The following is a 20,479-nucleotide window of genomic DNA, read 5'->3' on the forward strand; positions in this document are numbered from 1 at the left end:
TGTATGGGTGCGAAAAAGCGGATCTTACTCTGTGCAACGGTTGATTATCATTTTAATGCTTTCCATTTGCCCTATATGAAATGGTTTAAAGAACAAGGGTGGGAGGTCCATGTCGCCGCTAAAGGTGATATGGACCTTCCTTTTGTTGATAAAAAATACAATTTACCGATTCAAAGGTCACCATTTAGTCTGCAAAATGTTCAGGCATACCGTGAATTAAAAACAATCATCCATCAAAATGAGTATAAAATCATCCATAGCCATACACCGGTGGGTGGTGTGCTTGCCAGACTGGCGTCCAGGACTGTCCGAGAAAATGGAACAAAAGTGATGTACACAGCACATGGTTTTCACTTTTGCAAAGGATCGCCTGCATTAAACTGGCTAATCTATTATCCTATCGAAAAATGGCTGGCAAGATATACAGACTGCCTGATTACCATTAATGAAGAAGATTTCAATCGAGCTAATCAGCATCAGTTCAAGGCGGACCGTATTGAACATATCCATGGAGTGGGCGTTAACCCAGAAAAATTCAAACCCGCAGAGAAAGAATATAAAAAGGAATTAAGAATCGCCTACGGTTACAACGTTGGCGATTTTTTGATGTTTTATGCTGCTGAATTTAACAAAAACAAAAACCAACAGCTTCTAATTCGGGCTCTTGCCCACGTCAAAGATGAGGTTCCGAAAGCAAAACTCTTATTCGCTGGAGAAGGACCATTATTGCCTGAGTGTCGTAAACTGGCACATTCACTAGGTGTAGAGAATCGAGTTCAATTTCTGGGATTTAGAAAGGACATTGAACAATTGTTACAAATATCTGATATAGCAGTAGCGTCAAGTTTCAGAGAAGGGCTCCCTGTAAATATTATGGAAGCCATGGCTTGTGGACTTCCGGTTATAGCTACAGAAAACAGGGGACATAGGGAACTTGTTTCAGACCAACAGAATGGGTGGTTAATTCAGGATAATAGTCCACAACTATTTGGGAAGAAGATAAAGTTACTAGCAAAGGATCCAGGTCAAAGAGCGCTAATGGGCTCGACTGGACGCGGGATGATTATGAATCAATTCAGCACGAATAAAATACTCCAAGAAAAAAGTGAGATTTACAAAACGTATATGGCAGAAGCGGAGGATGCACAGTGGGCAGTCCTATAAGAGTTTTACATGTAGTCGTCAACATGAATCGCGGTGGAGCAGAAACACTACTGATGAATCTTTATCGAAACATTGATCGGACAAAAATCCAGTTCGACTTCCTAACCTGTAAAGAAGGTGTTTTTGATGGAGAAATATTGGAACTGGGAGGAAAAGTATACAGGATTCCTTATATTACTGATGTGGGACACTTCAAGTATAGAAAAACTCTTGAGGAATTTTTTAATTACCATTCTGGATATAAAATCGTTCATTCTCACCTTGATAAAATGAGCGGTTTGGTATTGAAAGCTGCCAAGAAATCAGGAATAGCTGTAAGGATATCCCATAGCCATAATACAAGCAGCGAAGGAAGTATGGCCGTCAAACTTTATAAATGGTATATAGGACAACTGATTAATTCTCACGCTACAAACTATTTTGCTTGTTCTCAGGTAGCGGGAGAATGGCTCTTTAAAGGAAGATCAACATCAGCTTCGATATTAAAGAATGGAATAGATATTGACCATTTCAAGTATTCACCACAAACCAGAAGAGAAATAAGAGAGGAATTACAACTATCGGAACATGATATAGTCTTTGGGCATGTTGGAAGGTTTGCTCATCAAAAAAACCACCAATTCCTGATTGATATTTTTGCCGAGTTTAGCAAATGTGAGAAGGATTCGATTTTATTACTAGTTGGGGATGGACCATTAAGGGAAGAAATTGAAAAGAAAGCCTTTGACTTAAAAATTCATAATAAAGTCAAGTTTTTAGGAGTACGATCTGATATCCCTCGAATTTTACAAGCTCTTGACTTATTTTTATTTCCATCTCTACATGAAGGGCTGCCAGTGTCATTAATTGAAGCACAGGGTGCGGGATTGCCCTGTTTCATATCTGACCAAATCTCTAAAGAAGTGGATATGGGTATGAATCTTGTTCAATTTCTTCCCTTAAATAATAAGAGTTTATGGATTGAGAGAATTAAAAAAAGGCTCTCAATCTCAGATAGCAGAGAGTTTAATTTTGAACCCCTAAAACAAAAGGGGTACAACATAAAAGATTCTGCTTCTCAACTTGAAAAATTTTATTTATCGGTATAGGGGTGAAGCTAGGTGAAGGTACTAACGGTATTTACTCCTACTTTTAACAGGGCTTATTGTTTACATCAATGTTATGAGAGTCTGGTACGCCAAACCTGCAAAGATTTCGTGTGGCTGATTATTGATGATGGCTCTACAGATAATACCAAAGAATTAGTTGATAAATGGAAAAAGACAAACCTAATAGAAATTGAGTATATCTGGCAAGAGAATCAAGGAATGCATGGAGCACATAATACTGCTTATGATTCTATTAAAACAGAGTTGAATGTATGTATTGATTCTGATGATTACATGCCTGATGATGCAGTTCACAAGATTATAACCATGTGGAAGATTTTTGGCAGTGAAAATGTCAGTGGGATCATTGGCTTAGATTCATATACAGATGGGAAAGTGATAGGAACGAACCTTCCCAGTGTCCCAATGACATCTACGCTTTTTGACTTGTATCACAAGTATGGAGTTACTGGAGATAAAAAGTTAGTTTATAGAACCGAACTTACAAAGAGATTTCCTTATCCAATCTTTGAAAATGAAAAATATGTTGGGCTAGCTTACAAATATCATATGTTGGATCGAGACTATGAGATGCTCCTGATGAATGAGGTTTTATGTTGTGTAGAATATCTTCAAGACGGTTCATCACTTAATATGTTGGGACAATACCGTAAAAATCCAAAAGGGTTTGCATTCTACAGGAAAGAACTTATGAAATTACCTTTCGCAAATAGCAAGTTTAAGTTTCGACAGGCTATCCATTATGTTTCCAGTTGTCTACTAGATAAAAATTTTCAATTTATTAAAGAAGCCCCAAACAAGGTCTTAACCACATTAGCCGTGCCCTTAGGAATAATGCTATTTCTATTTATTAAGACAAAAACAAGAACGATTTAATTGAAAGGAATAGAAAATGGAAGTTCTTTGGTTAAATCTAATTATTGTCTTTTTCTTTTCATTCTTTGCAAGGTATTTTGCTACACCTGCTAATAATGCTTCGATTCCTACTATTTCATTGCACAAAATATACGTTTTCGGATCCGTTCTGATACTAGCACTTGTCTCAGGTCTTCGCTCTAATATAGGAGATACTTACTTTTATAAGCATGCATTTGAAGTAAATGATTTTACATGGGAACAGGTGAAGAATCAAGAGAATATTGGCTTCTGGATATTTCAAATGTTTTTGAAGAGATTCTCTGAGGATCCACAGATTTTGATATTTACTGCTGCAATTATAACGAATATACTCATTATTTTTGTATTTTCGAAGTATTCAAGGCACTTTGAGTTAAGCGTGTTTGTATATATCACTGGCGGACTGTATTTAGTGACAATGAACGGAATTCGGCAAAGCCTTACAGCTGCTATTATTTTTATGGCCACCAGGTTTATCATAAGCGGAAATTTCTTAGCCTATGCGTTAATAGTCTTATTTGCTTCTACTTTTCATGAGAGTGCGCTCATTCTTCTCCCCATTTATTTCTTGGTTAGATATAAAGCCTGGTCAAGAGCAACGTTAATGTTATTGGTCATTGCAGTTGTTATTGTGATAGGTTTTGATCAGTTTTCGTCGATACTTTTCTCAAGCTTAGAAGATACACAGTATGGTCATTATAAAAATTTCCAGGAAGGTGGAGCGAATATAATTCGTGTTGCAGTTTTCGGGACACCTCTTATCATTGCCTTCTTCGGAAGAGAAAAGTTAAGAGATATCTTTCCAGAAAGTGATTACATCGTGAATATGGCGCTAATTGGATTTGTTTTTATGATTGTATCTACTCAAAACTGGATTTTTGCTAGATTTAATATTTATTTTGAATTGTATCAGCTAATTTTAATAGGGTGGATCGTAAAGCTTTTTCATGAAAAAGAACAGCGATTAGTTTACTTAGGAATAATCGTTTGTTATTTCCTTTATTACTACTACGAGAGTGTAATTAGCTTAAATATTCACTATAAGAGCGACTATATCACCTTTTAAGTGCGTATTGATAGGGGGATAAAAAGTGGAAGAAAAACATATCGATAGGGTCTTGCATATCGTCAGCGCGATGGATCGAGGCGGGGCGGAAACATTACTTATGAATGTTTATCGAAACCTGGATAGAAGTAAGCTTCAATTTGATTTTATTGTCCATCGGGCTGACCAAGGAGATTACGATAATGAAATTCGCAAACTAGGTGGAAAAATTTATAACGTTCCCAGCTTAGGAATTGCTGGTCCGATATCTTATGTTAAGAAACTACGTGAGATTATGTCGTCAAATTCCTATATTGCAGTTCATTCACATACGGATTACCAAAGTGGATTTCCTGCCCTTACAGCAAAAATTGCAGGAATTCCGCATCGTATCTGTCACTCTCACAGCAACAACTGGCCAATGGTTGACAGCTTTAAACACAAACTTCTACTAAAGGGTTTGCAGTCAATCATTAAAATCTCAGCAACTCAATATTGCAGCTGCAGTCAAGAGGCTGGAGCTTTTTTATTTGGTCAAAAGGCAGTTGATAACAATCAAGTAACCCTCCTTAAAAATGGCATTGATTTAGGCCAGTATCTTGATGAAACAATTACTAAAACAAGTGTGATTAGAGAACTAGGTCTCGATCAGGATGCTAAGATCATCGGTCATGTTGGAAAGTTTTCAAAGTCTAAAAACCAGGCTTTTATTCTTAAGATACTCAAAGATCTGATTAAGAAAGATAAAAGGTATGTGGCTCTGCTGGTTGGAGATGGCCCGTTAAAAGAGACGATTGAACAAGAAGCAGAAACTATGGGCCTTTCCAATCATGTTCGTTTCTTAGGAGTACGGTCTGATATTCCCAGAATGATGAAGGCTTTTGATGTTTTTCTTTTCCCTTCTATATTTGAGGGCTTCGGGATTGTTACAGTTGAGGCACAGATAAGTGGAACTCCCTGTATCATGTCAGACTCGGTTCCAATTAGCACAGATATGGGGCTCGACTTAGTAAGGTATTTAAGTCTGGAAGAGAAACCTGAGAAATGGGGAGTAGAAGTAGAAAAAGCAATCAATATACAGAAGCCAGAAAAAGATGCTTTAGTTAAAGCGCTATCTGAAAAAGGCTTCAGTATTCAACAGAATATTGAGGAATGGATGAAGCTTTATAGAGTTGGATAGAATTCTACAATATTAGGCGGAGTGATGAATGAAGAAGAAGGTATTGATTGCTTCATTTGATTTAGCGATAGGCGGGGTGGAACGAAGTCTGATCGGGTTGCTGAATAGCATTGACTATCAACAATATGATGTTGATCTGATGCTCTTTAAGCATGAAGGTGAATTCTTTTCACTTTTGCCTGAAGGTCCCAATCTGCTTCCGGAAAATCCTGCATACAGTACATTCAGAAAATCGATTTCCCAGATAATCCGGGATGGGCGATATCCTATTGCCGTTTCAAGATTATTGGCCAAGTATATAGGCGGCATTAAAGGAAAACTGATGAAGGCGGAGGAACCAGGATATTTAATAATCCAATATGGTTGGGAGCTGTCACGACCATTTTTACCTGAAATAACAAAAGAGTATGATCTCGCGATTGGATTCCTATGGCCGCATCATTTCATCGGGGAAAAAGTAAAGGCGAAAAGGAAGGTCGGCTGGGTTCATACGGACTATTCCAATATTCTTGTCGATAAAAAGACGGAAAGTAAAATGTGGGAAAATCTAGACCAAATTGTCGCAGTTTCAGAGGAATGTTCAAACACCTTCATAAGACTTTTCCCTCATTTTAAGGAAAAGACACTGGTTATAGAAAATATCCTCTCGCAGGATTTTGTAAGAAAGCAAGCTGAAATACAGAGTGCACAGGAGATCAAAAAAGAACGCGGTAAAACAATCCTTGTGTCTGTTGGCCGGCTTTCTCACGCGAAGGGTTTTGATAAAGCAATCAGGGCATGCAGGCAATTAGTCGACAAAGGATATGATATTGCCTGGTATGTTGTAGGATATGGTCCGCTGGAATCTGAGTTGCTTAAGCTTATATCCGAGTTAGAACTAGATAATCATTTTTTTCTTCTCGGTAAAAAAATGAATCCGTATCCTTACATAAAAGCATGCGATATTTATGTTCAACCTTCAAGGTATGAGGGGAAGGCAGTAACGATACGTGAAGCACAAATACTGGGAAAACCAGTCGTCATTACCAATTTTCCAACGGCAAAAAGCCAGGTGAAGGATGGGTTAGATGGTCTTATAACGCCCATGGGAGTTGAAGGGATAGTTGAAGGGCTGCAAAAGTTACTTGATAATCCTAGTTTAAGAGATGAGCTAATTAAAAATACAAACTCAATGGATTATGGAAATGAAAATGAGGTCGAGAAGATTTACAGCTTAATAAATGTATAAACGGAGGTGGATCTATGCCAATCCTTGTAACAGGCGGTGCAGGCTACATAGGCAGTCATACTTGTGTTGAATTGCTCAATGCAGGCTATGAAATAATAGTTGTGGATAACCTGATGAATAGCAAACAAGAATCATTAAGCAGAATCAGTGAAATTGCCGGAAAGAGTTTTCCGTTCTACCAGGTTGATTTATTGAATGAGCAAGAACTTGAAAAGGTTTTTATTGAAAATGAGATTGATGCTGTCATACACTTCGCTGGTCTTAAAGCTGTTGGAGAGTCTGTTCGATTGCCGCTCAGGTATTACCATAATAATATCACCGGTACAATCAATCTATTAAACATCATGAAAAAATACGATGTTAATAGAATGGTTTTCAGTTCCTCAGCAACTGTATATGGCATGCCGGAGAGGGTTCCGATATCAGAAGACTTCCCTTTAAGTGCCCTTAACCCATATGGCCGAACGAAATTAATGATTGAGGAAATATTAACGGATCTTTATAAATCTGACCATAAATGGAGCATTGCCTTATTGCGGTACTTCAATCCAATCGGAGCCCATAAAAGTGGCATGATTGGCGAGGATCCAAATGGGATTCCTAATAATTTAATGCCATATATCACACAAGTTGCAGTGGGTAAACTGCCAGAACTCAGTGTTTTCGGCAATGATTATCCAACAGCTGATGGAACCGGAATAAGGGATTACATCCACGTGGTGGATCTGGCCAAAGGGCATTTAAAGGCTCTTGAAAAAGTATCAACAAGCAATGGAATTGAGTCGTATAATCTTGGCACTGGGAAGGGATACAGTGTACTAGAAATGGTTGAAGCATTTGAAGTAGCTACAGGAGTCTCAGTCCCATATAAAATTGTCACCCCAAGACCTGGTGATGCCGCGATCTGCTTTGCCGATGCATCGAAAGCGAGAAAAGAAATGGAATGGGCAGCGGAAAAAAGTCTCCGTGAAATGTGCGAGGATTCTTGGAGATGGCAGTCAAAAAATCCGAATGGATACGATGAAAATTTAATACAAACTGGAACAGGCAATCCGCACTCGAAAAGTGGGGATTTTTTTCATGTCAAAATTGATTGAAAGAGGATTAGAAAATGGATGCACAGGAAACGACACAACAAAGATTTAAGGAATTATTGCAGGACATTTATGTAATTGGGCAAGAAGCTGAACATATTGAAACGAATGAATTGATCTTAGAAATTAAAAAGAAGCTTTCAGCAGTTCTAGAAAAGAATCATTAATAATATTTGTTGCTAGGGGTTGCAAAAATGAAAAGGCTCTTAGATTTAATTAGTTCTATTTTACTTCTTATTTTGTTGTCACCAATCATCTTGTTTACCGCAATGTTTGTAAAAGTGAAGCTAGGTGCACCGGTGCTGTTTAAGCAGAAAAGACCTGGATTATATGGGAAGCCCTTTTACCTTTATAAATTCAGGACTATGACAGATGGTCGAGATCGGAACGGAAATCTACTATCAGATAAGCTTCGTCTAACACCAGCTGGACAATTTTTAAGGAAATACAGCCTTGATGAACTGCCACAGCTGATCAACGTGTTAAAAGGTGAGCTTAGTCTAGTTGGTCCTAGACCACTGTTAATGGAATATCTTCCACTTTACACAAAGGAACAGGCAAAACGCCATCTTGTCAAGCCGGGTATTACCGGGCTATCCCAAATCAGCGGGCGAAATACTTTATCCTGGGAAGAGAAGTTCAAGTTAGATGTTTGGTATGTCCAGAATCAAACATTCCTTTTAGATTTGAAAATATTATGGCGAACAGTATATAAGGTCATCCAGACAGAGGGTGTCACACAGCCGGGCAATGTGACGATGGAACCGTTCAAAGGCTTAAAAACTATCGTAAAAGAGGGACACGGATGAAGATTGCCATTATTGGTCAGGGAGGGCATAGCAAAGTCGTTCGAGACATCATTAAAGCGATGGGAGAGGCAGAAATTGTCGGCTGTCTGGATGACAAATACACTACTGAGTTTTATCACGAACAGGTATTTTATGGGCCGGTGGAATCTGCACGAATGATCAATGAAGATTTTCCTGAGGTTAGATTTTTCGTTGCGGTTGGAAGTAACCGAGTTAGAAAGCAGATTGTAGAGCGATTAGGGATTTCCGATGAGTTCTATGCAACCTTAATTCACCCGACAGCTCAAATAAGCTCAGAGCCTTCGATAGGTCCAGGAAGTGTCGTGATGCCATGTGCTGTGATAAATACAGACGTACAAATCGGATCCCACACAATAATAAATACATGTGCAGTTGTCGAGCATGATAGCATTGTTGGAAATTTCGCTCATGTCTCTCCAAATGCGACTCTAACTGGAAATGTCACTGTGAGAGAAGGTGCGCAGGTAGGGGCAAGTGCGACCGTCATCCCGGGTTTAGAAATTGGCGATTGGGCGATGGTTGGAGCAGGTGCGACAGTGATTCATAATATTCCTGCAAACAGTACGGCTGTTGGGGTTCCTGCGGTTGTGAAAATGAAAGAAGTAACTGGGGGTGTATAAATGGTTAATACAACTGTTCAAAAAAGAATCTTCCTCTCCTCACCACATATGAGTGGAAATGAACAGAAATATATTAATGAAGCATTTGAAACAAATTGGATTGCCCCTCTTGGTCCAAATGTGGATGCATTTGAAAAGGAAATAGCCGCTTATACAGGAGTCAATGAAGCTGCAGCCGTCAGTTCTGGAACGGCAGCGATTCATCTGGCTCTTTCTTTATTAGGAGTAGACAAAGGTGATACAGTATTTTGTTCGACGCTAACCTTTATCGCAAGCGCTAATCCCATTTTATATTTAGGTGCTGAGCCGGTTTTCATCGACTCTGAACCAGAAACCTGGAATATGTCGCCGCATGCGCTTGAAAGAGCATTTAGGGAGGCCGCTTCAAATGGAAAGCTTCCTAAAGCCGTTATTGTGGTCAATTTGTATGGACAAAGCGCAAAGATGGATGCGTTGACCTCATTATGCGATCAGTATGGAGTACCAATGATAGAAGATGCTGCAGAATCCCTTGGTTCTTCTTATAAAGGGAAACCAAGCGGATCGTTCGGACGATTTGGGATTTTTTCTTTTAACGGTAATAAAATCATTACCACTTCAGGTGGTGGAATGCTTGTGTCAAACGATGCAGCTGCAATCCATAAAGCCAGATTCCTTGCGACACAGGCGAGAGACCCTGCACCTCATTATCAGCATAGCGAAGTCGGCTATAACTACCGAATGAGCAATGTATTAGCGGGAATTGGAAGAGCACAGTTGGAGGTTTTAGAGAAAAGAGTCCAAGCACGAAGAGCTATTTTTGAGAGGTATCAGCTAGAACTATCCGAGATACCGGGTATTCAATTTATGCCGGAAATAAACGAGACTTATTCTAATCGCTGGTTGACAGCCATGACGGTTGACGAAAAAGAAGCAGGTATTTCTGTAACCCAACTAATAGAGATGTTAGCGGCAGAAAATATAGAAGCAAGACCTGTATGGAAACCGCTGCATATGCAGCCATTGTTCAAGGATAATATGTATTTCGCACATAACGAAAAAGAAAGTGTATCAGAGCGATTATTCTCCAATGGAATATGCTTGCCATCCGGTTCAAATATGGAGGAACTGGACCAAACAAGAGTCATCAATTGTATAAGAAACTTAATTTCGGTAAAAGAGGATGAAAGAAAGATCGTTTAATATCCAAGGATAATGAGGTAGCTTACATGATTGGTAAAAATTTATCTGAACTGAGAAGAAGAAAGGGATTGAGCCTTTCTGAACTATCTGATCGATCCGGCATCTCCAAGTCATATTTAAGCAACATAGAACGGGATGTACATAAAAATCCCTCCATTCAGATTTTGGAGAAGATATCGGATGTTTTAGATGTAGACCTTAAAGCATTGTTGATAAACGGTAATAGTACAGAAAGAGTTCGCCATGATAAAGAACTTTACGAATTTGCAGAAGAGCTGAAAAAAACAGGCATTAAAAAGGATAATATCCAAGAATATAAACAGCTTATAGAATTTATCAAGTGGCAGAATGAGAAAGTATCCAAATAAATAAGGAGTGGTCAATCAGCCGACTTTCGTCCAACTCCTAAAAAAAAATGCGAAGGTAGGCGGAAAGAGAATGCCTGATAAAGTAAGTGTAGTTGTTCCTATTTATAAAGTAGAAAAATATCTGAATAGATGTATTGATAGTATATTGAAGCAAACCTATAAAAATATTGAAGTTATTCTAGTTAATGATGGTTCCCCAGATCGCTGCGGTAGTATCGCTGAGGAATATGCCGCTGCTGACCCACGAATCAAAGTAATCCATAAAGAAAATGGCGGTTTATCAGATGCAAGGAATGCAGGAATGGAGCAGGTTACAGGCAATTATACTATGTTTGTAGATAGTGATGATTGGTTAGCACCCAGTGCAATTGACATGTTAATAACCACCTGTAAGAGCTATAAAGCGGATGTAGTACAATCTGCTTTTTATTATGCCTATGAAGACCATCTGCTTTTTGACCACAAGCAATATAGTCCGAAGGGAAAACCTATGATACTTAATAGGGAGTCATTGATGTTGGAACTAGTTAAAAATGAACGAGTTAAGAATTTTGCCTGGGGAAAGCTTTATAAAACTAGTATTCTCCATGGCATTCCTTTTAGAAAGGGCGTTTTGTTTGAAGATGTGTTTTGGGCGCATCATGTGATGGACCGTGTCAAAAAATTTGTCCTTATAAATCAGCCATTGTATTTCTATATGCAAAGAAGCGATAGTATTGTTGCTTCATATACACCGAGGAACCTGGATATCCTGGCAGGTTTAAAAGAAAGACACAAATTTATAGAAGAAAAGTATCAAGACTTGGTAGATGAATCTATTAAGGTCATATTAAGAACCAGTTTGATTCACTATAACTTGTTGATTCTGAATTGGAGAAAAGATAAAAGAGGGTCGTATCGGAAAGAGATAAGAGACAATATTAGAAAGAATTCAGCAAAATTTAAAAAGGCTGTAGATCATGATAAATTCCTTAAAACTCAGTTATCAATGTTTCTGCTGCACCCCATATTGAATATTGTATTTTCTGCAGGAAAGAAAGTCCTGAGGCAACTAATTTCTGAACCGTCAGGACTACAGACAGTACCAATAACCCAAAAGGAATATTCAACCTAAAAAACTTCTCCAAAATTGAAGAAGTTTTTTTACTATGCATAATTAGGAGATTTTTATGGAATTCCTTAAAAAGTATATCTCACTGGTAATTATCTATCTTTTTAACTGTTTACCTATTAAGAAGAATAAAGTTTTCCTGTTCAGTTACTACGGAAGCCAATATGGCTGCAGTCCGAAGTATATTACTGAATATATTCTAAAAACTTATCCAAAAGATTACTTCGACTTGGTTTGGGCGTTCAATGACCCAGATTCCAAGGTGGATATTGAAGGGATAAGAAAAGTGAAAACTATGTCGCTTCGCTATTTTTATGAGCTTTGTACATCCAAGGTGTTAATAACAAACTTCAGAACTACTGACTTGTTTATAAAAAGGAAAGAGCAATACTACATACAGACCTGGCATAGTTCACTGCGTTTAAAACAGATCGAAAAAGATGCTGAGGGAAATCTTCCTGCCAGCTATGTACAAATAGCAAAAAAAGATTCGAAAAAGTGTGACTTATTGCTATCCGGCTGTGATTATAGTACCGAAATCTTTAAGCGGGCCTTTTGGTATGGTGGAGAGATTTTTAAGTATGGTACCCCAAGAAACGATATCCTTGTCCATGCAAATAACGACATGAGGTCATCAATACTTTTTAAACTTAATATTCCGTCATCCTGCAAAGTTGCCTTCTATGCACCAACCTTCAGAAAAGATAAAAACCTTGATGTCTATAACCTCGATTTTTCAAAAGTAAAGGAAACACTGGCTAAGAGGTTTGGAGGAGAGTGGATAATCTTAGTGAAGCTGCATCCTCACCTTATGTCAGTGTCAAATCAAATAACAGCTAATGATTTAGTTATGGATGTTACCCAATATGATGACATCCAGGAACTATTAAGTATCACCGATTTCCTTATCTCAGATTACTCGTCTTTGGTATTCGATTACTCAGTCACTAAAAAACCTTGCTTCTTATATGTCCCTGACTTGGAAGATTACACACAAAACGAACGAGGTTTATATTTTGATTTGAGGGAATTGCCGTTTACTAGTGTTTTAAACAACGAAGAACTTATGCGGAAAATTCAAAGTTATGATGAGACAGTTTATAGAAAAGAGTTAGAGAGCTTCTTATCAAAAATAGGATCCTATGAAGATGGTTATGCAGCAAAGAACCTGGCTACCCGCCTAGAAGAAATCTGTTTTGGCAAAGAAAGGAGAGTAATGAATGAAGCAGTATAAAATCGGTTATACAACAGGTGTTTTCGACCTGTTTCATGTAGGTCATTTAAACATTTTAAGGAAAGCGAAAGAGGAATGTGAATTTTTAATAGTTGGTGTCAGTACTGATGAGCTGGTAATGGAATACAAGAATAAGAAACCAGTAATTCCATATGTAGATCGGGCAGAAATTATAGAAGGAATTAAATATGTAGACATGGTGGTCCCCCAAGTGAATCGCGATAAATTTTCGGCATGGGAAAACCTCAAATTTGATGCCATGTTTGTTGGCGATGACTGGAAGGGCAGTCCATTATTCAGTGAAGTAGAGAAAAAATTTAAACAAGTTGGAGTGGAGATTGTTTATTTTCCTTATACAAAAGGGGTTTCGTCTACAGAACTTAAGCATATAATTCAAGCTAAAGAAAAAGTAATCCAATAGAAATATACAAAGTGAAGTGATAAAAGATGAAAAAAGAACTACTTTTTGTTATTGACTCACTGGATTGTGCAGGTGCGGAAAAGAGCCTCGTAACTTTATTATCATTAATTGATCATACTAAATATAATGTGGATCTAATGTTATTTGGGCATGGAGGAGCTCTACAAAAGTTAGTTCCTTCATATGTAAATATACTGGAACCTTTGCATTATACAGAATTTACTAATATGCCACTTAAAAGTGCCGTATGGTATTCTGCAAAAAAATTTCAATATGACATGTTATCTTCAAGGCTAAGATACACGGTCGAAATCAGGAGAAAGAAATATAGCAATGCTCAGAAAGCTAGAGTATATTGGCAAAGTGCGTCACAAGTAATTGAGGAAAATCCTAAAGCTTATGATATTGCGATCAGTTATGCACAAGGTATTCCAACGTTTTATGTTGCAGAAAAAGTAAAAGCAGCTAAAAAGTTTGCCTGGGTTAACGTAAGTTATAGATTAAATGAAGAAGACCAGGAATTTCAAAAAGAATTTTATCAGCAATATGATCGCATTGTTGCTGTCTCAGAATCTACCAAAGAAATCCTCTTAGAAACCTTTCCAATCTTCGCCCATAAAATCGACGTGATATACGACATAAATAATCCATATCTTATAACTGAAATGGCCAATCTGGATAAGAATATTTATCAGGATGGATTTAAAGGAATTAGAATTCTAACCATTGGAAGGTTTGCTCATCAAAAAGGATATGATATTGCAATTGAAGCATGCAAGAAGCTAAAGGAAAAAGGTGTTAATTTCCGATGGTATGCATTAGGTAAAGGGCCATTAGAATCAGAAATAAAAGAGTTAATCCTGCAAAAAGGTTTAACGGAAGAATTTAAATTATTGGGAGTTAAATCAAACCCTTATCCCTTTATAAAAAATGCAGATATTTATGTGCAAACTTCTAGATTTGAAGGGTTTGGATTAGCGATTGCAGAAGCCAGAATGCTGAATGTCCCGGTTGTTACTACGAAATTTGATGCTGTCTTTAATCAGATGATTGATCAAAAAAACGGATTGGTAGTTGATATGAATCCGGTAGCTGTTTATGAAGGTATTCTTAGGATAATAACAAATAATGAACTTAAAGAGAATATTGTCCAGTACCTGAAGACAGAGAAGAAGGGAAATACTGAGGAACTAGAAAAGTTTTATCAATTAATAGGGTAGGAGAAGATATGACTAAGAAGAAAATATTAGTAAATGCTTACTATGCAAAAAATTTAGGGGACGATTTATTTTTAAAAATCCTTTTTGACCGCTATCCACAAGCTGAATTTTATCTACTTACAGCAGATAAAGATTACCTAAAGATTTTCCAAAAATATAAAAATGTAAATATCATTAAAACAATGAATTTGATGCTTGGGAATAGGTCAGTAGATATATTTTCTAAAATAAATATGAACTTTTTAAAATTTAAAAAATTTGATGCATTTTTAAACATAGGTGGATCTATTTTTATGGAAAGTCCAAATTGGAAAAGAGGTTTAGTCGACAGAGATTTAATGCCTAATATATTTAAAAAAAATAATAAGAAAATATTTATTCTTGGAGCGAACTTTGGACCTTTCAAGGATGACTTTTTTATTGAGAGACATAAACAGTTTTTTAGAAAATTTGATGATATATGTTTTAGAGATTCTCTCTCACATAATTTATTCAAGGAACTCCCAAATGTAAGGTTTGCTCCTGATATAGTTTTTAATTTAGATATTAAGCAATATCAAGTAAGAGAGAAATGTGTTGGGTTTTCCATAATTGATCTTGAGAAAAGGAAAGGTTTAAATCGACATTTTAATTCCTATAATCAAAAGATTATTCAATTAATGGAAGAGTATATTAACCTTGGTTATAAAATTAAATTGTTTTCTTTTTGTGAAAAAGAGGGAGATTTAAAGATCATTAAACATATCAGAAATCTCATGAATGAAAAATATAAAAATGATATAAAAATAATTGAATACGATAAGGATATAGATTATTTTTTAAATCAATTTAACACATGTGAGACTATCGTTGGAACTAGATTTCATTCAATTATTTTAGCCCTGGTGTTGGGGCAAAGTTTTTTTCCGTTAATATATAGCGATAAGACTTACAATATATTAGAAGATTTAAAAATGGAAAAGCATGGTTGCTATATCAAGGACATAAGTAAAGTTAAGGTAAGTGAAGTAACTTCTGCATCTTTAGTAAATAGGCTTAGCTCAAATAACCTGATTTTAAACGCAAGTAGTCAATTTGAGAAATTAGATGAATTCATTTGTTAACAGAAAGTGAGTTTTTTAGGTGAAAAAAAAGATATTATTTATGGTAATAAATATGAATATTGGTGGTACTGAGAAAGCGTTACTTAATATGATTTCCGAGTTACCAGAAGAGAAGTATGAAATTACAATACTCATGTTAGAGAAATATGGCGGATTGATGGATTTTATTCCGAAAGAAGTTAAGGTTGAATTTGTGGATAGTTATAAAAATTTTAAAGAACTACTTAATGATCCACCTAAAACTTCACTTGTAAAGTTATTAAAGCAAATGAAGTTTATAAAAGCGTTTATATACTTGGTACTATTTTTTATCTCCTTTATTTCGGGGGAAAGAAGTATTCTGCTGAAATATATTCTTCGAGGTCATTCAGTCATGGAAAACAAATATGATGCTGCTATAGCTTATGCAGGTCCGATGGACTTCATAAGCTTTTTTGTTATTCATAAAATAAACGCTAAAAAGAAAATACAGTGGATACATTTTGATATTACTAAGGTAGGTTTTAATAAAAAATTCGCGAAGAGATTATATAAAAAATTTGATAGGTTATTTGTTGTTTCAAAAGAAGCAAAAAACAAGTTAGTTACCACTCTTCCAGAGTTAAAAGACCTAACAACAGAATTTTATAATGTTGTATCACCATATGAAATTCGTTCAAAATCAAAGAATGGTTCGGGATTTGAAGATGATTTTACAGGTATAAGAATATTAACTGTCGGAAGGCTATCAAGCGAAAAAGGACAGGATATGGCAATACGAGTGTTAGCAAAATTAATAAAAAAAGGACATGGGGTGAGATGGTACTGTGTAGGGGAGGGACACCAACGAAAAGATTATGAAAGGTTAATAGAAAAATACAAGGTGAAAAATCACTTTATACTCCTTGGCGCAAATACCAATCCATATCCCTATATGGAACAATGTGATATTTATGTGCAGCCTTCTAGATACGAAGGTTATTGTATTACTGTTATTGAAGCTAGGTGTCTAGAGAAACCAATAGTATCTACAAAAGTAAATGGTGTAAATGAACAAATAATAAATGGTAGGACCGGGATTATTGTCGATATTGATGAAAACCAGTTGTATGATGCGATTGAACTATTGGTGGAATCTCCAAGTTTACGTAAAATGCTAAGTGAAAATTTGCATGATGTTGAAGTAGAGAATACAAGACAAATAGATAAGTTGCTTACATTAATGAATAAATAAGTAAAGGTTTAAATTACGTCTATTTCAAAGGAGAATAAAATGAGCACAATAAGTATTATCGTGCCAATTTTTAATGTGGAAATTTATTTACATCAATGTATAGATTCGATTTTGGCACAAACATATACTAATTTTGAGTTGATTTTAGTGAATGATGGATCATCTGATAAGAGTGGAGAGATATGTAATTACTATGGTATGAAAGATAAAAGAGTGCGTGTCTTCCATAAAGAAAATGGTGGAGTTTCCTCAGCGAGAAATATGGGGATTCGAAACGCTGTTGGTGATTATTTAGCGTTTGTAGATCCAGACGACGCTATTGAGCCTAATATGTATAAAGAGTTTATGAAGGCAGCTTATAAATATGATCCGGATATTGTAATATGTCCAATAAAGTCTATAAATGTATCTGATAATTCGATTTCCTTATCAAGGATATGGCCTGTGATCAATTCTCCAATACATCAACCTACTATTATTAATGATATACTTCCATCAATATTAAAAGGAAGTACCTTTAGTTTAGTCTCCAGTGTCAATAAACTTTATAAGAAATCAGTATTCCAAGAATATAATATTTTATTTGATGAAAATAAAAATCATAGTGAGGATTTTAAGTTAAACATAATTTTACTTACGGTAGTTAAAAAGATGGTTTTTATTGATAAACCCTTATATAACTATTATATTCACCAAAGGGAATCGTTAACTAAGATATTTAGAGCGGATTTGTATCAATATGTATTAGGGAATAAAAAATTATTACTTGATCTTTGTAACAACTATAATTACAACCAGTATATAAAAATTGTACGGAACCATTATATGGAGGTCACTTTAATGCATATGCAAGATGTAGTTAGACAAAGTCTCCCAAAAAAAAGTAAAGATAAAATATTATCAAAAATTCTTAATGATAAAGAGTTTAAAGAAGATATTATTGCCTATAAATGTCCCTCAAGTTTTTACAAGGTATTAAAAATAGTATGTATTATTAATAATAAAAATTTGTTTATGAATATTGTAAATGCGAAGTATAAATTACAAAGTTATATAGATAGGTTAGCATGATATGAGAACTAATAACTCAATTAAAAATATTTTTATTAGTATACTTGCCCAACTTGTAATAGTCTTATTAGGATTTATTTCTCGTAAGGTATTTTTAGATAGTCTAGGTGCGGAGTATCTTGGAATCAATGGCCTATTAACTAATGTTTTGTCGATGCTAGCATTGGTTGAAAGTGGAATTGGCACGGCTATTGTATTTTCATTATATAAACCTTTAGCTATTAAGGATAATTATACAGTTATTGCTTTAGTTCAATTATATAAGAAAGTTTATAAAATAATTGCTTTGATTATTCTTATTTTTAGTATCTTTTTATATCCTTTCCTTGGTTATTTTATGAAAGGTGAAGTGTCAATTTCATATATTACAGTAGCATATTTTATATTTGTTGCAAAAAATATAATTACATATTTAAATGCACATAAAATATCTCTAATAATTTCTGATCAAAAAGGGTATGTGTTAACTTCATTGAATTTAGTCTTCCAAATAACTATTACTATTGCAAAAATCTTGGTGTTAATAATTACTGGAAATTATATTATATATCTATTAATCGAACTTTTTATATTTATGTTGCAAAACATTATAAGTAGTTTAATCGTTTCAAAAAGGTATCCATTTATCAATACAAAGGAAAAATTCTTAATAAAAAATGAAGAAAAAGCCAGTATCATTACTAAAGTAAAAGCCTTATTTATACATAATATTGGAGGCTTTGCACTAAATGGTAGCGATAATATATTGATTTCAGCTTTTTTAGGACTTACTACAGTCGGATTATATTCAAATTATTCAATGATTACAGGGCAGCTAACTGCTTTTTTAGCACCTTTATTTAATGGTATAGGTGCTAGTGTTGGAAATTTAATTGCGATAGAAAGCAATACGAATAGATACAAAGTCTTTAATGTGGTATATTTTTTAAATTTTTGGGTTTACTCCGTAAGTGTTATTTTTTTATATAATCTATTAGATCCCTTTATTAGCTGGTGGCTCGGAAAGGAATACTTAATAGAAAAATCAGCTGTAGTGATATTACTTATAAATATATACATTAGTGGGCTAAGGTCCTCGGTTTTTACATTTAAGGTAAAAGGTGGGATTTTTGTTGAAGATAAATATATGCCATTGATAGGTGCTGGGATTAATTTAGTGACTTCAATATTATTAGTGAAGATATTAGGAATAACCGGGATTTTTCTTGGTACAACTATAAGTATTTTATTTGTATTTTGGAAAGCACCTAATTTGGTTTTTCAGCAAATCTTCAATAGACCAGTCAATATTTATTATAAGAAATATGTTTTTTATGCTGTATTAACTATTATTGCAGGTAGTGTAACAACATTCTTTTGTACTTGGATTCCATTTCAGAATAACTTTGTATCTTTAGCTTCCAAGGGGATAGTTTGCCTACTAATAATTAATATTATTTATTTTATTATATTTCACAAAACGGATGAATTTATGTATTTAATGAATGTACTAAAAGTAAAACTAAAAATTAAAAATAAAGTAAAGCTTAATAAAACAAAAGTTATGGGATAAGGAAAAAATACTCTCTTTCCTTTTATTTAGTTATTTAAACTTTACTTAAATGATCAAGAATTTAGTGAATTCTTTAGAAGGAGAATATATGAAAATTGCATTTATATCAGATATCCATGGAAATGCCACAGCTCTAGAAGCGGTGCTGGAAGATATAAAAGAACGGAATGTCGACAATGTGTATGTATTAGGAGATATATGTTATAGAGGGACAGAACCCCGACGTTCAGTCGAGTTGGTGAGAAAGCTTAATACAGCAGTCATTAAAGGGAATGCAGATGAGTGGATCGTTCGAGGCATCCAAAAGGGCGAGGTACCGGATCCCGCTCTTGAAATAATGAATAAGGAACGAGGCTACACTTTATCTCGTATGGATAGGGAGAGTGTTGATTATCTATACAACCTACCATCAGAATTGAAGATCGAGATCGAAGGCATCAAAATACATGCTTATCATGCTACCCCGAATAGCTTGTTTGATGTTGTATCTTCTGATGAATCTGAGGAAAAACTGATGAAAACTCAGATAGTTCAAGATGCAGATCTTTATGTATATGCTCATATTCATAAGCCCTATATAAGGTATTTAAAGGGGAAGTGTATTATTAATACAGGCAGTGTGGGACTTCCTTTTGATGGGTTGAATAAAGCATCATATGCTGTTGTAGAAGTTAATAGTGGCAACTTTCATACCTCGATAATTAGAGTTGAGTATGATGTCAATAAGGTTATTAATCAATTTCGAGAATCAGATTATCCTAACAAGGATTTCATGATAAACCTCTTGCAAAAGGCAAAAATATAAAGATATTTTATGGTGCTCACTCCTCACTTGAT

Annotated in this window: 21 protein-coding genes; all 21 read left to right on the forward strand. The window is 35.3% G+C overall.

Going from position 1 to position 20,479, the window contains the following annotated elements; translation table 11 throughout:
• The first annotated feature begins 3 nt into the window (after window positions 1–3).
• The 21 genes from M3204_RS12340 (at window position 4) to M3204_RS12440 (ending at window position 20,447) form a co-directional block, all read left to right on the forward strand.
• Window positions 4–1,164 carry a glycosyltransferase family 4 protein gene (locus M3204_RS12340; RefSeq protein ID WP_251482364.1) on the forward strand — a complete coding sequence of 387 codons (1,161 nt, stop codon included), beginning with the start codon at window positions 4–6 and terminating at the stop codon, window positions 1,162–1,164.
• Complete coding sequence (locus M3204_RS12345) at window positions 1,149–2,252, forward strand: glycosyltransferase family 1 protein (protein ID WP_251482113.1); 1,104 nt, start codon at window positions 1,149–1,151, stop codon at window positions 2,250–2,252. Before M3204_RS12340 ends, M3204_RS12345 begins: the two co-directional genes overlap by 16 nt.
• Window positions 2,253–2,264: 12 nt before the next feature.
• Window positions 2,265–3,149, forward strand: a complete 885-nt coding sequence (locus tag M3204_RS12350; RefSeq protein ID WP_251482115.1) for a glycosyltransferase family 2 protein — start codon at window positions 2,265–2,267, stop codon at window positions 3,147–3,149.
• Between the two features lie 16 nt (window positions 3,150–3,165).
• A complete protein-coding gene (locus M3204_RS12355; RefSeq protein ID WP_251482118.1) occupies window positions 3,166–4,236 on the forward strand; it encodes an EpsG family protein in 1,071 nt (356 codons plus the stop codon).
• 70 nt (window positions 4,237–4,306) lie between these two features.
• Window positions 4,307–5,395 carry a glycosyltransferase family 1 protein gene (locus M3204_RS12360; protein ID WP_251482366.1) on the forward strand — a complete coding sequence of 363 codons (1,089 nt, stop codon included), beginning with the start codon at window positions 4,307–4,309 and terminating at the stop codon, window positions 5,393–5,395.
• A 28-nt stretch (window positions 5,396–5,423) separates the two neighbouring features.
• Window positions 5,424–6,623 carry a glycosyltransferase gene (locus M3204_RS12365; RefSeq protein ID WP_251482121.1) on the forward strand — a complete coding sequence of 400 codons (1,200 nt, stop codon included), beginning with the start codon at window positions 5,424–5,426 and terminating at the stop codon, window positions 6,621–6,623.
• 14 nt (window positions 6,624–6,637) lie between these two features.
• The gene (galE, locus tag M3204_RS12370; protein ID WP_251482124.1) at window positions 6,638–7,720 is read left to right on the forward strand and encodes a UDP-glucose 4-epimerase GalE; all 1,083 of its coding nucleotides are present in this window, start codon (window positions 6,638–6,640) and stop codon (window positions 7,718–7,720) included.
• A 14-nt stretch (window positions 7,721–7,734) separates the two neighbouring features.
• Window positions 7,735–7,884 carry a hypothetical protein gene (locus M3204_RS12375; RefSeq protein ID WP_251482127.1) on the forward strand — a complete coding sequence of 50 codons (150 nt, stop codon included), beginning with the start codon at window positions 7,735–7,737 and terminating at the stop codon, window positions 7,882–7,884.
• Between the two features lie 27 nt (window positions 7,885–7,911).
• Entirely contained in the window at window positions 7,912–8,526 is a 615-nt protein-coding gene (locus M3204_RS12380) for a sugar transferase (RefSeq protein WP_251482130.1), read from the forward strand.
• Entirely contained in the window at window positions 8,523–9,167 is a 645-nt protein-coding gene (locus M3204_RS12385) for an acetyltransferase (RefSeq protein ID WP_251482134.1), read from the forward strand. The genes M3204_RS12380 and M3204_RS12385 overlap by 4 nt, the downstream gene beginning before the upstream one ends.
• A complete protein-coding gene (locus tag M3204_RS12390) occupies window positions 9,168–10,349 on the forward strand; it encodes an aminotransferase class I/II-fold pyridoxal phosphate-dependent enzyme (RefSeq protein WP_251482137.1) in 1,182 nt (393 codons plus the stop codon).
• Window positions 10,350–10,375: 26 nt separating this feature from the next.
• On the forward strand, window positions 10,376–10,717 hold the full coding sequence (locus M3204_RS12395; RefSeq protein WP_251482139.1) for a helix-turn-helix domain-containing protein: 342 nt from the start codon (window positions 10,376–10,378) through the stop codon (window positions 10,715–10,717).
• A gap of 70 nt (window positions 10,718–10,787) precedes the next feature.
• Complete coding sequence (locus tag M3204_RS12400) at window positions 10,788–11,831, forward strand: glycosyltransferase family 2 protein (protein ID WP_251482142.1); 1,044 nt, start codon at window positions 10,788–10,790, stop codon at window positions 11,829–11,831.
• A gap of 55 nt (window positions 11,832–11,886) precedes the next feature.
• The gene (locus M3204_RS12405) at window positions 11,887–13,062 is read left to right on the forward strand and encodes a CDP-glycerol glycerophosphotransferase family protein (protein ID WP_251482144.1); all 1,176 of its coding nucleotides are present in this window, start codon (window positions 11,887–11,889) and stop codon (window positions 13,060–13,062) included.
• Window positions 13,049–13,483 (forward strand): adenylyltransferase/cytidyltransferase family protein, encoded by a 435-nt coding sequence (locus M3204_RS12410; RefSeq protein ID WP_251482146.1) that lies wholly within the window; start codon window positions 13,049–13,051, stop codon window positions 13,481–13,483. Before M3204_RS12405 ends, M3204_RS12410 begins: the two co-directional genes overlap by 14 nt.
• 26 nt (window positions 13,484–13,509) lie before the next feature.
• Window positions 13,510–14,703 carry a glycosyltransferase gene (locus tag M3204_RS12415; protein ID WP_251482148.1) on the forward strand — a complete coding sequence of 398 codons (1,194 nt, stop codon included), beginning with the start codon at window positions 13,510–13,512 and terminating at the stop codon, window positions 14,701–14,703.
• Between the two features lie 8 nt (window positions 14,704–14,711).
• Window positions 14,712–15,806, forward strand: coding sequence for a polysaccharide pyruvyl transferase family protein (locus tag M3204_RS12420; RefSeq protein ID WP_251482150.1), 1,095 nt, complete (start codon window positions 14,712–14,714; stop codon window positions 15,804–15,806).
• Between the two features lie 19 nt (window positions 15,807–15,825).
• Window positions 15,826–17,019, forward strand: a complete 1,194-nt coding sequence (locus M3204_RS12425) for a glycosyltransferase (protein ID WP_251482151.1) — start codon at window positions 15,826–15,828, stop codon at window positions 17,017–17,019.
• Between the two features lie 39 nt (window positions 17,020–17,058).
• A complete protein-coding gene (locus tag M3204_RS12430) occupies window positions 17,059–18,090 on the forward strand; it encodes a glycosyltransferase (protein ID WP_251482152.1) in 1,032 nt (343 codons plus the stop codon).
• Between the two features lies 1 nt (window position 18,091).
• Complete coding sequence (locus tag M3204_RS12435; RefSeq protein ID WP_251482154.1) at window positions 18,092–19,642, forward strand: lipopolysaccharide biosynthesis protein; 1,551 nt, start codon at window positions 18,092–18,094, stop codon at window positions 19,640–19,642.
• An 88-nt stretch (window positions 19,643–19,730) separates the two neighbouring features.
• The gene (locus M3204_RS12440) at window positions 19,731–20,447 is read left to right on the forward strand and encodes a metallophosphoesterase family protein (RefSeq protein ID WP_251482156.1); all 717 of its coding nucleotides are present in this window, start codon (window positions 19,731–19,733) and stop codon (window positions 20,445–20,447) included.
• Window positions 20,448–20,479: the final 32 nt, after the last annotated feature.

The sequence above is a fragment of the Mesobacillus subterraneus genome (assembly GCF_023715485.1).
GTDB lineage: Bacteria > Bacillota > Bacilli > Bacillales > Cytobacillaceae > Mesobacillus > Mesobacillus subterraneus_B.

Bases quoted from the DNA above. Each gene is read 5' to 3' on its own strand.
- M3204_RS12390 (WP_251482137.1), top strand. From the start codon at position 9,168: ATGGTTAATACAACTGTTCAAAAAAGAATCTTCCTCTCCTCACCACAT.
- M3204_RS12375 (WP_251482127.1), top strand. From the start codon at position 7,735: ATGGATGCACAGGAAACGACACAACAAAGATTTAAGGAATTATTGCAG.
- M3204_RS12420 (WP_251482150.1), top strand. From the start codon at position 14,712: ATGACTAAGAAGAAAATATTAGTAAATGCTTACTATGCAAAAAATTTA.
- galE (WP_251482124.1), top strand. From the start codon at position 6,638: ATGCCAATCCTTGTAACAGGCGGTGCAGGCTACATAGGCAGTCATACT.
- M3204_RS12365 (WP_251482121.1), top strand. From the start codon at position 5,424: ATGAAGAAGAAGGTATTGATTGCTTCATTTGATTTAGCGATAGGCGGG.
- M3204_RS12355 (WP_251482118.1), top strand. From the start codon at position 3,166: ATGGAAGTTCTTTGGTTAAATCTAATTATTGTCTTTTTCTTTTCATTC.
- M3204_RS12440 (WP_251482156.1), top strand. From the start codon at position 19,731: ATGAAAATTGCATTTATATCAGATATCCATGGAAATGCCACAGCTCTA.
- M3204_RS12410 (WP_251482146.1), top strand. From the start codon at position 13,049: ATGAAGCAGTATAAAATCGGTTATACAACAGGTGTTTTCGACCTGTTT.
- M3204_RS12380 (WP_251482130.1), top strand. From the start codon at position 7,912: ATGAAAAGGCTCTTAGATTTAATTAGTTCTATTTTACTTCTTATTTTG.
- M3204_RS12360 (WP_251482366.1), top strand. From the start codon at position 4,307: ATGGATCGAGGCGGGGCGGAAACATTACTTATGAATGTTTATCGAAAC.
- M3204_RS12405 (WP_251482144.1), top strand. From the start codon at position 11,887: ATGGAATTCCTTAAAAAGTATATCTCACTGGTAATTATCTATCTTTTT.
- M3204_RS12400 (WP_251482142.1), top strand. From the start codon at position 10,788: ATGCCTGATAAAGTAAGTGTAGTTGTTCCTATTTATAAAGTAGAAAAA.
- M3204_RS12435 (WP_251482154.1), top strand. From the start codon at position 18,092: ATGAGAACTAATAACTCAATTAAAAATATTTTTATTAGTATACTTGCC.
- M3204_RS12395 (WP_251482139.1), top strand. From the start codon at position 10,376: ATGATTGGTAAAAATTTATCTGAACTGAGAAGAAGAAAGGGATTGAGC.
- M3204_RS12415 (WP_251482148.1), top strand. From the start codon at position 13,510: ATGAAAAAAGAACTACTTTTTGTTATTGACTCACTGGATTGTGCAGGT.
- M3204_RS12385 (WP_251482134.1), top strand. From the start codon at position 8,523: ATGAAGATTGCCATTATTGGTCAGGGAGGGCATAGCAAAGTCGTTCGA.
- M3204_RS12430 (WP_251482152.1), top strand. From the start codon at position 17,059: ATGAGCACAATAAGTATTATCGTGCCAATTTTTAATGTGGAAATTTAT.
- M3204_RS12340 (WP_251482364.1), top strand. From the start codon at position 4: ATGGGTGCGAAAAAGCGGATCTTACTCTGTGCAACGGTTGATTATCAT.